The 14,840-nt window shown below is 39.5% G+C and carries 16 protein-coding genes; 14 read left to right on the forward strand and 2 right to left on the reverse strand.

The window, feature by feature from the left end; translation table 11 throughout:
• Positions 1–4 precede the first annotated feature (4 nt).
• The 3 genes from HCJ55_RS05755 (at position 5) to HCJ55_RS05765 (ending at position 4,005) form a co-directional block, all read left to right on the forward strand.
• Positions 5–1,618: a putative polysaccharide biosynthesis protein gene (locus tag HCJ55_RS05755; RefSeq protein ID WP_185506982.1), complete on the forward strand. Its 1,614-nt coding sequence runs from the start codon at positions 5–7 to the stop codon at positions 1,616–1,618.
• Positions 1,619–1,728: 110 nt separating this feature from the next.
• Positions 1,729–3,342 (forward strand): putative polysaccharide biosynthesis protein, encoded by a 1,614-nt coding sequence (locus tag HCJ55_RS05760; RefSeq protein WP_008947987.1) that lies wholly within the window; start codon positions 1,729–1,731, stop codon positions 3,340–3,342.
• A 9-nt stretch (positions 3,343–3,351) separates the two neighbouring features.
• On the forward strand, positions 3,352–4,005 hold the full coding sequence (locus HCJ55_RS05765; protein WP_185517425.1) for a phosphatase PAP2 family protein: 654 nt from the start codon (positions 3,352–3,354) through the stop codon (positions 4,003–4,005).
• Between the two features lie 39 nt (positions 4,006–4,044).
• On the opposite strand, the gene HCJ55_RS05770 is transcribed toward HCJ55_RS05765, so the two are convergent.
• A complete protein-coding gene (locus HCJ55_RS05770) occupies positions 4,045–4,875 on the reverse strand; it encodes an NAD(P)H-hydrate dehydratase (protein ID WP_185517428.1) in 831 nt (276 codons plus the stop codon).
• Between the two features lie 104 nt (positions 4,876–4,979).
• Here HCJ55_RS05770 and HCJ55_RS05775 point away from each other — a divergent pair, with 104 nt between their 5' ends.
• From HCJ55_RS05775 to HCJ55_RS05815, 9 genes are all read left to right on the forward strand, one after another.
• Positions 4,980–5,393, forward strand: a complete 414-nt coding sequence (locus HCJ55_RS05775) for an NUDIX hydrolase (RefSeq protein ID WP_185479791.1) — start codon at positions 4,980–4,982, stop codon at positions 5,391–5,393.
• A gap of 74 nt (positions 5,394–5,467) precedes the next feature.
• A complete protein-coding gene (pepV, locus tag HCJ55_RS05780) occupies positions 5,468–6,880 on the forward strand; it encodes a dipeptidase PepV (RefSeq protein ID WP_185506985.1) in 1,413 nt (470 codons plus the stop codon).
• A 112-nt stretch (positions 6,881–6,992) separates the two neighbouring features.
• On the forward strand, positions 6,993–7,862 hold the full coding sequence (gene dat, locus HCJ55_RS05785) for a D-amino-acid transaminase (RefSeq protein WP_008947982.1): 870 nt from the start codon (positions 6,993–6,995) through the stop codon (positions 7,860–7,862).
• A 222-nt stretch (positions 7,863–8,084) separates the two neighbouring features.
• Entirely contained in the window at positions 8,085–8,525 is a 441-nt protein-coding gene (locus HCJ55_RS05790) for a MarR family winged helix-turn-helix transcriptional regulator (protein ID WP_185517430.1), read from the forward strand.
• On the forward strand, positions 8,522–9,991 hold the full coding sequence (gene mdrM / locus HCJ55_RS05795) for a multidrug efflux MFS transporter MdrM (RefSeq protein ID WP_008947980.1): 1,470 nt from the start codon (positions 8,522–8,524) through the stop codon (positions 9,989–9,991). Before HCJ55_RS05790 ends, mdrM begins: the two co-directional genes overlap by 4 nt.
• Positions 9,992–10,201: 210 nt before the next feature.
• Positions 10,202–10,984, forward strand: a complete 783-nt coding sequence (locus tag HCJ55_RS05800; RefSeq protein WP_185517432.1) for a phosphotransferase family protein — start codon at positions 10,202–10,204, stop codon at positions 10,982–10,984.
• 6 nt (positions 10,985–10,990) lie between these two features.
• Positions 10,991–11,635, forward strand: coding sequence for a tRNA (guanosine(46)-N7)-methyltransferase TrmB (gene trmB, locus HCJ55_RS05805; RefSeq protein ID WP_185517433.1), 645 nt, complete (start codon positions 10,991–10,993; stop codon positions 11,633–11,635).
• 60 nt (positions 11,636–11,695) lie between these two features.
• Positions 11,696–12,547 (forward strand): YtnP family quorum-quenching lactonase, encoded by an 852-nt coding sequence (locus HCJ55_RS05810; protein WP_185517435.1) that lies wholly within the window; start codon positions 11,696–11,698, stop codon positions 12,545–12,547.
• 134 nt (positions 12,548–12,681) lie between these two features.
• Entirely contained in the window at positions 12,682–12,930 is a 249-nt protein-coding gene (locus HCJ55_RS05815) for a metal-sensitive transcriptional regulator (protein WP_185517437.1), read from the forward strand.
• A 35-nt stretch (positions 12,931–12,965) separates the two neighbouring features.
• Here HCJ55_RS05815 and HCJ55_RS05820 read toward each other — a convergent pair whose 3' ends face one another.
• Entirely contained in the window at positions 12,966–13,277 is a 312-nt protein-coding gene (locus HCJ55_RS05820) for a PepSY domain-containing protein (protein ID WP_003748003.1), read from the reverse strand.
• Between the two features lie 197 nt (positions 13,278–13,474).
• Here HCJ55_RS05820 and HCJ55_RS05825 point away from each other — a divergent pair, with 197 nt between their 5' ends.
• Both HCJ55_RS05825 and HCJ55_RS05830 read left to right on the forward strand, forming a co-directional pair.
• Positions 13,475–14,548, forward strand: coding sequence for a M42 family metallopeptidase (locus tag HCJ55_RS05825; protein WP_185502322.1), 1,074 nt, complete (start codon positions 13,475–13,477; stop codon positions 14,546–14,548).
• The gene (locus HCJ55_RS05830; RefSeq protein ID WP_185517439.1) at positions 14,541–14,759 is read left to right on the forward strand and encodes a hypothetical protein; all 219 of its coding nucleotides are present in this window, start codon (positions 14,541–14,543) and stop codon (positions 14,757–14,759) included. The genes HCJ55_RS05825 and HCJ55_RS05830 overlap by 8 nt, the downstream gene beginning before the upstream one ends.
• Positions 14,760–14,840 lie beyond the last annotated feature (81 nt).

Genomic DNA, 14,840 nt, shown 5'->3' on the forward strand with positions numbered 1-14,840 from the left:
AATTATGAGTTCAAAATTAATGCGTGGGACCGCGGTTTTAACAGCAGGAACTTTGCTGTCAAAAATTTTAGGGATTTTATATGTTATTCCATTTTATTGGATAGCGGGCGGGGAACAGGCGACGATTCTCTATCAATATGGTTATGTTCCGTACCAAATTTTCTTAAATATCGCGACAGCTGGCGTTCCATTAGCGGTTGCCAAATATATTTCGAAGTATAATTCGTTAAATGAATATGCTTTGAGTCAAAGGTTATATAAATCCAGTACGTATTTAATGTTATTTACGGGGATTGTCAGCTTTTTAATTATGTACATTTTTGCGCCTGTTTTAGCTGGGATGCAAGAAGTCAGTGGTGGAACAAGCATTGCGGACATTACAACTGTTATTCGAGCGGTAAGTTTTGCCTTGCTTATTATCCCGGTCATGAGCTTGCTGCGGGGTTACTTCCAAGGGTTTCACTCGATGGGACCATCTGCTGTGTCGCAAGTAATTGAGCAAGTAGCACGAATTGTATTTTTACTTGCGAGTACGTATATTGTGCTTCATGTGCTGAACGGCAGCCTTGTAACAGCAATGAGTTTAGCGACATTCGCGGCTTTTGTTGGGGCATTTTTCAGCTTGATTTGTCTTATCTGGTATTATCGAAAACGGAAGCCCGGCATTCAAAAGATGATTGCTGGTAGTGATAATAAGTTGCGCGTTTCGACTTTTCATTTATTAAAAGAAATTTCGATATCTGCGGTGCCATTTATTATTGTTGGAATGGCGATGTCGCTGTATCAGCAAATTGATTTGTTTACATTTGCGCGAATTTTAACATATGATGGCATGGCTGGAAAAACGGCAGAAGACTTGCTTTCTATTTTCAACTTTTCTGTCCAAAAAATTATTATGATTCCGGGGACATTGGCTTTAGCATTTTCAATGACACTCGTTCCGTTAGTAGCAGCGGCTTTTCATAAAGGGCGGCTTCGGGAAGTGCATCATCATTTAACGGCCGTTTTTCAAGTATTGTTATTTTTAGTCGTGCCTGCATGTCTTGGAATTGCGATTTTAGCTGATCCGCTCTATACGATTTTTTATGGGTATAATGCGGATGGTTCCATGTTACTTCAATTTTTTGCCCCATTCGCGATTTTCTTCTCGTTATTTAGCGTAACGGCAGCGATTTTGCAAGGGGTCGATGAGCAGCGTTACACTGTTCTTAGCCTACTACTTGGGTTACTTACAAAATCTGTGTTACAAATGCCATTAATCCTACTTCTTGGAGCAAAAGGTGGAGCCTTAGCGACTGGACTTGGTTACATTGTTTCTGTCACTTTTACTATCTGGATTATTAAAAAATATGCGAAGTACTCGTTTAAATATATTATGCGACGACTGTTGCTAATTTTAGGAATTAGCGCTGTGATGCTGATTAGCGTCTGGGTCATTTATCAAGGGTTAATTTTATTTTTAAATCCGCATGCAAGATTAACAGCTTTAGTGATTGTTTTTATTGCCGCTGGATTTGGCGCTTATATTTATGCGTTTTTAGCTGCAAAAGCAGGGCTCTTGAAGTACATTCTTGGCAATCGGATGTATAAAATTCGTAAAAAACTTCATTTGATTTAAACTTTTTGTAAAGAACAAGCCGATATTTATTTTGGTTTGTTCTTTTTTTTTAAAAGAGTTAATGGTAAAGTAAACAAGGATATATAATTTAATGTAAAGGAAGTTAGACGATGGGTTCAAAACTGCTCAGAGGAACATTTATTCTGACGCTAGGGACATTAATCTCTAAAGTGCTCGGAATATTGTATGTGATTCCGTTTTATGCGATTATTGGAGGAGATGAACCAGCGCTTCTGTATAATTTCGGTTATGTGCCGTATCAATTATTCTTAAGCATTGCGACTGCTGGGATTCCGCTGGCTGTTGCTAAATATATAGCGAAATATAATGCGATGGAAGAATACGCGGTAGGCCGACGATTATTTAAAACCGGTGTATATTTAATGATTTTCTCCGGCATTGTCTGTTTCCTAGCGATGTATGGACTTGCTCCGACACTTGCTCGTATGCAACAACTCGAGGGTGGGTATAGTTTAGCGGACGGGATTCAGGTTATTCGTGCAGTTAGTTTTGCCTTACTTATTATTCCAGTTATGAGTTTACTTCGAGGTTTTTTCCAAGGATATAATTCGATGGGGCCTTCTGCTGTATCACAAGTTTTAGAACAAGTTGTACGAATTATGTTCTTGCTTGCTGGCACATTTATTGTGATGTACGTGCTTGATGGAAATGTAGTAACAGCAATTAGTATCGCTACATTCTCCGCTTTTGTAGGTGCTTTTGCCAGTTTACTTTTACTACTATGGTATTATTACAAACGAAAACCAGGACTTGACCGAATGCTTTTAGAGGACAGAGGAACTGTAAAAATCTCGATTCCGACACTGTATAAAGATATTATTCTTTCGGCGATTCCTTTTATTATTGTTGGATCAGCAACATCGCTTTATCAACTGATTGACCAATTTACGTTAGGGCGGGTACTGGAATATATTGGTATTACTCCTGAATTAGTAAATTCGTATGTAGCGATTATTAACTTTGATGTTCAAAAATTGATTATGATTCCGGGAACGCTCGCGATTGCGTTTTCGATGGCACTTGTTCCGCTTGTGACTGGCGCTTATGTTCGAAAAGAATACGCTCAAGTGAAACGCCAATTAAATGATGTTTTTCAAATTTTATTATTTTTAACGATTCCTGCTTGTTTTGGTATCGCGATGCTAGCAAGACCATTATTCACGGTGTTTTTCGCGCCTAGTGATAACGGAACCGCGTTGTTACAACTGTTTGCTCCAATTGCGATTTTATTCTCGCTCTTTAGTGTTTCTGCGGCAGTCCTTCAGGGGATTGATGAACAACGCTTTACGGTGCTTGGTTTATTACTCGGTTTACTAGCTAAATCAGTACTGCAAATGCCGCTTATTATGTTATTTGAAGCAAAAGGGTCGATTATCGCGACCGGAATTGGCTATGCAGTATCTTGTATTTTCATGCTACTTATTATTAAAAAATATGTTCGTTTCTCATTCAAAGTTATTTTGCGGCGAACGGTGCTTTTCTTTGGAATGACAGCCTTAATGGGGCTTGTAGTCATTCTGCTTTATCTTTTCATGGGAAATTTTGTTTCCACCGATCGGAAAATCCCTGCGTTAATCATTACTATCGTTTGTGGGGGAATAGGCGCGGTTTTCTATGGCTATATGGCATTTAAACTACACTTATCTGACAAATTGTTTGGACCACGCGGAACGAGATTGCGTGAAAAACTAAGAATTCGCTAGGAGGATTGTATGAAAAAAACACCATTTATTATTAGCGGTATCGCCCTCCTTGGATTTATTTTCTTTATGACAGGAGTTATGACCGGGGCAAAATGGATTCAACGTTTTGATGATTATTGGAATAGTATTATTCGCACCGGTATTACGGATACGAAAACGACTGTGATTTCTTATTTAACCGATATTGGTGGGGTAGCGACCATTTGTATTTTGACTGTGGTCGTGATTGTTGTATTTGTTTTTATGCGAAAAATAGATATGGCGATTTGGTTTGGTGGCATTGTTTTAATTGGAGGCGCGTTGATTCCTTCAATTATTAAAAATATCGTTCAACGACCAAGGCCTACGTACAAATTAATTGAACAAGGTGGATTTAGTTTTCCAAGCGGACACTCGACTGGCTCCACTGTTTTTTACGGAATGCTCGCTTTCTTTTTAATCCTGTATGTTGGTCATAAATGGCTTCGATATACGATTGGGATTCTTGGGTTTGGGCTTGTTATTTTCATCATGTATTCTCGCGTTTACTTAGGAGTTCATTTCCCAAGTGATGTTGTCGCTGGATTTTTAATCGGCAATGCGGTACTTTTCAGCGGCATCGGTTGTTACTTTATTTGGAATAAAAAACTAGCTTTATGGGCTAGTAAATTTAAAAAAGCATAGAAAAAAATCCTCTCTTTCATAAAAAGGGAGGATTTTTTATTAAGCATGTTCGTCTGTTTCGCTAAAAATTTTCAAATAGGTCGGTAATTCTTCGGCAATTTCAGTTGGAAGTACCACATAGCGTTTTTTAGCTAAAATTTCGCCGATATAGCTGTGTAGAAAGACTGCGGCTAATGTACCGGTAATAGGTTTTTCTGTTTGCGCCATCAATCCGCAAATCGTTCCAGCGAGTGTGTCGCCCATGCCGCCCGTTGCCATTGCAGGCGTACCGTACATGTTTTGCCAAGCAGATTCACCGGAGTATACTTTGGTACGATGCCCTTTAAGTACAATCGTTGCATCAATTGCAAGCGCAACATCAGTTGGTGTTTCTGCATCAGGCGCTAACACTTTTAGTCGTGCCCATTCGCCCGCATGTGGTGTGAATGTTAGTTTAGCGGCGGGATGGGGAGTTTCTCCTTTTGCATAAATGGTAATGCCGTCGCCATCAATGATCACTTGCTGCTGTTCGGTTGATTTTTGTAAAACTAATTGAAAAATTTCTTCGGCATTTGCATCTAAACCAAGCCCTGGCCCAATTAAAATTGTATCAAATTGGCTGATTTGTTCGCTTAGACTCGTGACATTTTCATAATCAATAAACATACATTCGGGAATTCTTGTTTGGAGAGCAGGACGGTTAACGCTATCAGAAGCGACTGTCGTTAAACCAGCACCACTTTTAACGCAAGCTTCTGCGGCCATAATGGCAGCTCCGCCAAATTGTTTATTTCCAGCGACAATCAGAACGCGCCCATAATCACCCTTGTGTGTTTCATCCTCACGTTTTGGAATCCATGCGCACATAGCTTTTGGTGTTATTTTCTTCATTTTTGTAAAACCTCCTTATGACACTGGCTTTTATCTACTCAACCGGGTAAAATAAAGAACAGATAAATCATGTTTATCTTAAATGATAAGGAGGCTTTTGTAAAATGAAACCTATATATCCTGCAGTAAAAGCAGTTATCGTAAAAGACGGAAAATTTTTAGCACTCAAGAAAAAAGGGGTAGAAGGAGACGTATTTGAACTTCCAGGAGGCCGCATGAATTACGGTGAAACACACGGGGAAGCCCTTTTTAGAGAAGTATACGAGGAAACCAAATTACAAGTCCAACCGTTTATTTTATATGACACGTGGGAATTTTTCCATGAGGACTTCCAAATTACCGGTGTTTTTTATTTAGTGGAAATGCCAGAAGGTGGCGAAATCGAATTATCCGATGAACACGAAGAATATCGCTTTTTACCACTAGAAAAAGAAAGCTTAAACATCATCGATATCGTTTTTTCTTCGCGGATGGAACGTTGGGATTTTGAAGCAATTAAAGGTTTTATGAGAAAATAGGTAGTTACGGCTTCCAAGCTACGTAAAAACAGTTTACAATAGAGAAGATAAGTTTGAAGGAGGGAATAACAATTATGACAGAAATTAATTGGCAAAAAGAAGTGGAATCACGTAAAGATGATTTCCTAGAAGATTTAAAAGGGCTTCTTCGCATTCCAAGTGTTCGCGATGATAGTAAAAAAACAGAAGATGCGCCGTTTGGACCGGACGTAAAACGCGCACTCGACTATATGATTGAATTAGGTAAAAAAGATGGCTTCACTGCGAAAGAAGTTGGCAACGTAGCTGGACACCTTGAATATGGTCAAGGCGAAGAACTAGTTGGCGTTTTAGGACATGTGGATGTTGTTCCTGTTGGTGACGGCTGGACAAATGGACCATTCGAACCAACTTTACGTGACGGCAAATTATACGCTCGCGGAGTTGCGGATGATAAAGGCCCAACAATCGCTGGTTATTACGCACTCAAAATTATTAAAGAATTAGGTTTACCACTTTCACGCCGCGTTAGAATCATTATTGGTTCTGATGAAGAAAGCGGTATGAGCTGTGTAGAGCGCTATTTCGAAACAGAAGAACAACCAACACTTGGTTTCGTTCCAGATGCAGAATTCCCAATCATTCATGCAGAAAAAGGTATCTCCGAACTTGATGTATCTTTCAAAGATGGTGAAGCGAGCGGAGAAGCAGCATTCCGTTTACTTAGCGTAGAATCTGGCGAACGTTACAATATGGTTCCTGATCACGCAACAGCTATTTTAGAAGATGTAAAAGACTTCGACAAAGTAGCGAGTGCCTTCAAAACATTCTTAGCAAACCATCCAGTAGAAGGAACATTAGAAGAAAATGGCAAATCCGTTAAAATTAACATCGTCGGCAAATCTGCTCATGCGATGGAACCGAATAATGGTGTAAATGCGGGTCTTCATTTAGTCGGCTTCCTAGGTAAATTTAAGTTAACTGGAGCTGCAAATGATTTCGTGACATTTGGTCGTGATTATTTATTCGGCGATTCACGTGCTGTTAAACTAGGCATTAGCTATGAAGATGCAGAAAGCGGCGAACTAACAATGAACGTTGGCGTTATCCGTTATGATGTAGCAGAAGGCGGTAAATACGGACTTAATTTCCGTTACCCAGTGACTGCTAACATGGATAAACTGAAAAACAAAATGCAAACAGTTGTATATGAGTACAATGCACAATATACACATTACGAAGATTCCAAACCACTTTTCGTACCAAAAGATCACCCACTTATTCAAACTTTACAAGAAGTGTATACAAAACAAACTGGCGAAGAAGCTACTTTACTAGCAATCGGTGGCGGAACTTATGCACGTCATATGGAGACAGGCGTAGCGTTCGGCGCACTATTCCCAGGCCGTGAAGACACAATGCACCAAAAAGACGAATTCAGCTATTTTGACGATTTGTTAAAAGCTACAGCAATTTATGCAGAAGCACTTTACAAATTAGCGAAGTAAGGGTTATAATTGAAAAAATTAACTGCTGCAAAGCTTAGTTTTGCGGCAGTTTCTTTGTTTCATTAAGTTTTTAGACAGTTCCAAAAATTAACTATGCAAGGAGAGACTTAAGATGAAAGTATTAGTAAATAACCATTTAGTGGAAAGAGAAGATGCCACAGTTGACATTGAAGACCGCGGATATCAGTTTGGTGACGGTGTATATGAAGTAGTTCGTTTATATAATGGTAAATTCTTCACTTATAATGAACACATTGATCGTTTATATGCTAGTGCAGCAAAAATTGACTTAGTTATTCCTTATTCTAAAGAAGAGTTACGTGAATTATTAGAAAAATTAGTTGCCGAAAATAACATTAATACAGGAAATGTATACTTGCAAGTGACACGTGGGGTTCAAAATCCACGTAATCATGTGATGCCAGATGATTTCCCATTAGAAGGCGTTTTAACTGCTGCAGCTCGCGAAGTACCAAGAAATGAGCAGCAATTTGTAGAAGGCGGACCGGTTATTACAGAAGAAGATGTGCGCTGGTTACGTTGCGATATCAAGAGCTTGAACTTACTTGGAAACATTTTAGCGAAAAACAAAGCACATCAACAAAATGCGTTAGAAGCTGTTTTACACCGCGGAGAGCAAGTAACCGAGTGTTCTGCTTCCAATGTTTCTATTATTAAAGATGGCGTGTTATGGACACATGCTGCAGATAATTTAATCTTGAATGGTATTACTCGTCAAGTTATTATTGCTGTTGCGAAAAAGAATGGCATTCCTGTCAAAGAAGCTGATTTCACTTTAACGGACCTTCGTGAAGCGGATGAAGTATTCATTTCAAGCACAACAATCGAAATCACACCAGTCACTCATATCGATGGTGTACAAGTAGCTGACGGAAAACGTGGTCCAATTACTGCGAAATTACATCAATACTTTGTAGAAGAAATTGTTGCTGCATGTGGTGAAGTAGAACTAGCTAAATAATAGTTAAAACCTTCCTAGTTTTTAGGAAGGTTTTTTTTATTTGCCCACCTATGTAAAAATTTATATAACTTTTTTATTCGTTGCAATTCCTTCATTGGCTCCGCTTTCAGCCTGAAAAGTGTTGTTTCAAGCCATTGACAAATTTTTTCTGAGGTGTATAATTCAAAAGGCTAATAGTTCGCATGCGAAATATTTGTAAGCGAACGGTACGGAGGGAAGTCAATGGATGAAAAATTAGTGAAAGAGGTTATTTTCTCTTTTCGCGAAGTGCAACGAAAAACACATCATGTGCTAGCGGAAGAAGCGGCAAACCGAGAAATTACAACGACGCAATTACTCGCAATCAGAGAATTACAAAGAGAGTCAGAATTAACGCTTGGTGAATTAGCAGAACGAATGAAACTTGGTAAAAGCACTGTATCTGGCATTGTAGACCGATTAGTAAAAGCGGGATTTTTAAAACGGACAAGAAATGAAACAAACCGCCGCGCACTCAGCTTAGAATTAACGGAAAAAGGAACTACGAAAGCAGCAGAAACGTACCATGTTTTCTTTAATCGTTTGGAACCTATTTTGGAAATTGGGGAAGATAGGTTGAAAGAAATGCTAGAGATGCACCAAGAAATTATTGCCATTTTAGAAAGGGAAGGTGCACGAGATTGAATATGAAAGCAGCAAGTACATCAGTGAAGCGTAATGGTATTTTGATCGTTATGCTTATGGGCGCCTTTGTTACAATTCTCAACCAAACGTTGATGAATGTCGCGCTACCAAGTATTATGAAAGATTTTGGAATTACTGCCAGTCAAGGGCAATGGTTATCGACTGGATTTATGTTAGTTAATGGTGTCATGATTCCAATGACAGCCTTTTTAATTGAACGATTTACGACACGCCAACTTTATTTATTCGCGATGATTACTTTTGCGATTGGTACAGCGATTGGCGGATTTGCAACAGATTATACGATGCTTATTGCTGGGCGTATGGTACAAGCGATTGGTGCGGGGATTGTCATGCCGCTACTAACCGTTGTCGTGTTAAATTTATTCCCAATGGAACGAAGAGGGCGGGCGATGGGCTTGATAGGTCTTGCCATGAACTTTGCTCCCGCGATTGGTCCGACACTTTCTGGTTGGATCGTTCAACAATATGATTGGCGCAATTTATTCTTTATTATTATTCCGTTCGCGATACTTGATATTGTCGTAGCGATTTTCTTACTTAAAAATGTCGGAAAAAGAACGTTCCCGAAACTCGACATTCTGGGCGTTATTATGTCGACAGTCGGTTTCGGAAGCTTGTTACTCGGATTTAGTAATGCCGGAGACCACGATTGGCTTACTTGGAAAGTAGCTGGATTTATTATCCTTGGTTTAGTGGTTCTAGGAATATTTATTCGTTATCAAACAAGCAACAAAGCACCACTACTTAACTTTAGAGTGTTTAAATATCCAACATTTGCGCTTACAACAGCGATTAGTTTCTTCGTTGTGATGGGACTATTTGGTGGAATGTTGCTACTACCGATTTTCTTACAAACTGTTCGAGGTTTCTCGCCGCTTGAATCAGGCTTGGTACTCTTGCCGGGCGCGCTCGTCACGGCCGTACTTTCTCCGGTCACCGGGGTGATGTTTGACCGATTTGGAGCTAAGTATTTATCCTTAGTGGGCTTGATTATTATGGCCGGTTCGACGTTCATGTTTACGAATCTGGACGAATCAACTACTTTGACCTTTATCATCATAGTTCAAACGATTCGTTCTGCGGGTATGGCGATGGTAATGATGCCACTACAAACCGCGGCGCTTAATTCACTTCCATTAAAACTAGCATCCCACGGTTCAGCGATGTTCAATACGATGCGCCAAGTTGCCGGTTCTATCGGGACGGCCGCGCTTATTACTGTCATGTCCAAAAGTGCCGCGAGCTTTGCGGATAAACTTGGACCAGCAGATGTGATTGGTAAAACGAAAACAGAAATTGCGAACCACGTGCTTATTCACGGAATCGAAACAGCCTTTTTAGTTGCTGGAATTCTTTCCGTTGTTGCCTGCGTGCTAGCGTTGTTTATTCAAAAAAACAGAAGTGCGATGGAACCGATTGTAACGAAAACAGAAGAAGCTTAAATCATGAAAAAAGTGCATTCCTTTTCCGGGGGATGTACTTTTTTTGTATAAATAAAGTAAAACTGCAAAAAAATATCTAGAACGAACATATGTTGACTTGACTAGTAAGGCTAAGAGAAGTAAAATCATGAATAGTTACCTATTTGTTCGGAAGTGAAATAAACGAGGGATAATGAAGTTGCAAAGAGCTAGTAAAAGGTGTGCATGTAGATGAAAAATGACTTTTTTGGGAGAGAATATGACATAGCCCCGGCCGGAGGGGAAACTGGCCAAGCATTCGTTGCAACACATGAAGACGAAAAATTCTTTTTAAAAAGAAATTCTTCGCCTTTTTTAGCTGCGCTTTCCGTAGAAAACATTGTGCCGAAGCTAGTTTGGACAAGACGGGTGGAGAATGGCGATGTCATCACTGCGCAAAAATGGGTCAATTGCCACATTTTGACGCGTGAAGAAATGGTTGGGGCAAGAGTGGCGCAACTATTAGCTAAAATCCATCAATCAGAAAATTTACAACATATGCTGGCCAAAATCGAAAACTGCTATTTTTCGGCGGATCAACTGTTAAACCTTGTAAAAGCGGGGACAGAAGATAATACCGATGTAACAGAAGAAATAACGACAGCGATTCACTATTTAGAAGCAAATGTTCTTGCAGTGGAAACGACGGATTATGTTGTTTGTCACGGGGATGTTAATCATAATAATTGGATTATTTCTGAGGACAATGAATTGTTTCTTGTCGATTGGGATGGTGCAATGCTTGCTGATGCCGCGAACGATATCGGCATGATTTTGTACCAGTACATTCCACGGAAAGATTGGGAGCGTTGGCTATCTAATTACGGCACCACATTAACTGCTGAATTACATCGCAAGTTAAAGTGGTATACAATTTGCCAAACAGTGATGCAGCTCACAACTGACCAATCCGATGAAGCAAATGAACGAGCAAAACAAATTTTTCAAAATGCAATAGAAGATGATGAGGTGTAAAGAAAGATGCGTGTAAAACATAAACCATGGGCAAAAGATCGTTTGGAAGAATTTCCGGCCATTTACATCAAAAACCCAGAAGATTTTAAAGGTCGTTGGCAAGAAGTGTTCGGCAATAATAATCCTATCCATATCGAAATCGGTTCCGGTAAAGGCCAGTTTATTAGTGGTATGGCAAAAGCAAATCCGGAAATCAACTATATCGGTATCGAAATGATTGAAAGTGTGCTCGTTTCTGCGCTGGATAAAGCAATTGAAGTAGACGTTCCTAATTTGCGCTTAGTTGCAAGAGACGCGAAATTACTAGAAGAATGTTTCGAAAAAGGAGAAATTGCACAAATTTATTTAAATTTCTCTGATCCATGGCCGAAAAAGCGTCATACGAAACGTCGCTTAACCAACCCAACATTCTTAACAATCTATGAGCGAATACTACCAACAGCGGGGGAGATACATTTCAAAACCGATAACCGCAGTTTATTCGAATATTCGTTAGTAGCTTTTTCAGAATACAACATGTTACTAACGTTTGTTTCACTTGATTTGCATAACAGCGATTATGAAGGGAATATCAAAACTGAATACGAAGAAAAATTTTCAGCTAAAGGATTCCCAATCTATCGTCTTGAAGCAAAATTTGATAGAAATTAATTAGGATAACCAGGTGCATCTGCTGCATCTGGTTTTTATTTTCAGTGGGAGGCGTTTAAAGTGGATTCGATTCAAATTGGAGAAATCAACATCTATTGGTTGCGAGGCGGTTATACTCATTTTGATGGCGGGGCGATGTTCGGTGTCGTACCAAAACCTTTATGGGAGAAAAAATATCCAGCAAACGAAAAAAATCAACTGGCCAACGTAACTGATCCAATGTTTTTTCAGTACTTAGGGAAAAATTATCTGATTGATAGTGGGCTAGGGAACAACCGGTTAACTGAAAAGCAAAAGCGGAACTATGGCGTGACAGAAGAATCATTTGTGCTGGAAGATTTAGCTAAGTTAGGAGTCTCTCCAGAGGATATTGATTATATTTTAATGACACATCTACATTTTGATCATGTTTTAGGTCTAACTGGTATTTCAAAAGAGGGCGATTATTACTCGATTTTCCCGAATGCAGAAATCTGGACTTCGGAAATCGAATGGGATGAAATGCGTCACCCTAATATTCGTTCAAAAGCAACTTATTGGCAAGAAAACTGGGAAGCGATAGAAGGACAGGTTCACACATTTACAAAAGAAAAGGTGTTCCATGACGCAATCAAAATGACTCATACTGGCGGACATAGTAATGGACATTCGGTGGTTTGGTTGGAGTCGGATGGAGTGAAGGCGATTCATATGGCAGATATTTTCCCGACATTCGCGCATCAAAATGTCCTTTGGGTAACTGCTTATGATGATTATCCAATGACTTCCATTTCCGCGAAACAAGCGATTTTCAAACAAACTTTCGGGAAAAATTATTGGTTCTTATCCTATCATGATGCAAGATTTCGAGCAGTTAAAATCGATGAAAATGGGGAAAAAGAATCTGAATTAAAAATAGAATTTCGAAATTGAGAAGTGGGAATCCCACTTCTTTTTTTGAGGGTATTTTTATTTTGTGGTATTATATTAATTGTAAAGCTTTAAACAAAGCCAAAGTGATAACCTGGGTAGGGGGTTGCGCTTAATTATACTATATGGGGGTATATATGGATAACGTTCAAAAGAAAGCATTAGTAACAAGATTTGCTAAGATAGAAGGCCATGTGCGATCAATCAAAAATATGACAGAAGAAGAACGCGATTTAGAGATGATTATGCAACAAATAGCCGCGGTGAAAAAAGCGATGGATGCCGCTGCGAAAGTAATTTATACCGAACAAATGAAATCTTTAATCGAGCAAGGTGAGACCGATGAAGCGGTGATTAAAAAGAAAATCGATAGTTTTATCCGTTAAAAAAACGACTCCCGTGATGGGTAGTCGTTTTAATTTTATGCTAAATATACATCAATGATTGTTCCTGTGTTAGCGTCTGCGATAAATTCAAATTGCTTTTTCTCGCCTTCGCGAATACATGTGATTCCGCCGTGGTAAACGAAAGTATCAATCGCGAATTTTTTGTAGTGTTGCTTTTTAAGTTGAATCCAAGAACCTTCAATTGGTCCGTCTTGTTTGAACGCATCTTTTACGTTTTCTAAGATGACATCCCCTGAAATTGTTTTATCGCTAAGTAAATAATGATAAACAAGGTGTCCAGCCGCTGCTCCTGCTCCAACGCCTGCAATGAAAGCTTTCCAGTTCATCGCTTTTCCTCCCTAGTGTTTCCTATTCTTTTTAAAAGATGCTACTTGGAACATCTCTTTTTATCATTATACTACAAATTTTTGATTATAAAAGGATTTTTGAACGCGCTTTCCGAAAAATGAAGAAGTGAAGCGAGCGGAAACGGATATTATTTGCTATAATAAGAGAGATTTCAGACGGAAAGAGATGATTATTAATGGAAAAAGAAACGTTAGCAATGTTTAAAGAATTAACGGAACTTCAAGGGACTTCAGGCGATGAACATCGAATTCGTGCTTTTATGCGAAAAGAACTTGAACCAGTTTCCGATGAAATTATTCAAGATGGCTTAGGTGGCATTTTCGGCGTGCGCCACGGAGCAGAAGATGGCCCGCGTGTGCTTGTTGCGGCTCACATGGATGAAGTTGGCTTTATGGTCACACAAATTACGGACAATGGTTTAATCCGTTTTCAAACAATTGGTGGTTGGAACCCGCAAGTTCTACAAGCGCAACGAGTGCAAATAATGGCGCCAAATGGTCCTGTTATTGGTGTGGTTGCCTCTGTTCCGCCGCACTTGTTATCTGAAGCGGAACGTAGCAAACCGACAGATCCTAAAAACTTGCTGATTGATATTGGTGCAGATGATAAAGCGGATGCGGAAAAAATTGGCATTAAACCCGGACAATTTATCGTTCCAGTAGCGGAATTCACGCCGCTTGCAAATCCGAAGAAAATTTTAGCAAAAGCGTGGGACAATCGTTACGGTGTTGGTCTTGCAATCGAACTTATGAAAGAACTGAAAGGTGAATCGTTACCAAATACTCTTTTTGCTGGAGCGAACGTACAAGAAGAAGTTGGCCTGCGCGGGGCGGGTGTTAGTGCTAACATGATTAAACCGGATTTATTTTTTGCGCTAGATGCGAGTCCTGCCAATGATACAACTGGAAATAAATCGCAATTCGGCCAAATTGGTCAAGGTTTCTTATTGCGCATATTTGACCGGACGATGATTATGCACCGCGGTATGCGTGAATTTTTACTAGATACAGCTGAAACGAATAAAATTCCATACCAATATTTCGTTTCGCCAGGTGGGACCGATGCTGGTAAAGTGCATACATCACTAAGTGGAATTCCAAGTGCGGTAATTGGTGTTCCGGCTAGATATATCCACTCATCTAACTCGATTTTACACGTGGATGATTACGCAGCGGCGAAAGAAATGATTACGACACTCATTCGCGGTTTGGATAAAACAACTTTTGAAACTATTAAAAACAATGCATAAAATATGGAAAAAACCGGTATTAGTAGTTGGTTTATTGCTGTTGGTGGCAAGTGTGGTCTCGCTATTAGGCTACGCCGCTCACATGCCGTATTTTCGTGACTCGGAACTTGGTTGGATAATCGCAACTTTAATTGCAGGGCTGATGACCTTGATTTTTAGTTATATTGGTGATTATCTAGAAAAGAAAAAAGCGCGTTCTAAAGTGAGGTGAAAAGTTTGGCTCTTGAGCGGAGCCGGACTTTTTTCGTGAGCGTTATTCTGGACGAAAGCTACACTAAAAGTTAGGATTTAA

It is taken from the genome of Listeria marthii (assembly GCF_014227425.1).
In the GTDB taxonomy this organism is placed as follows: Bacteria; Bacillota; Bacilli; order Lactobacillales; family Listeriaceae; genus Listeria; species Listeria marthii.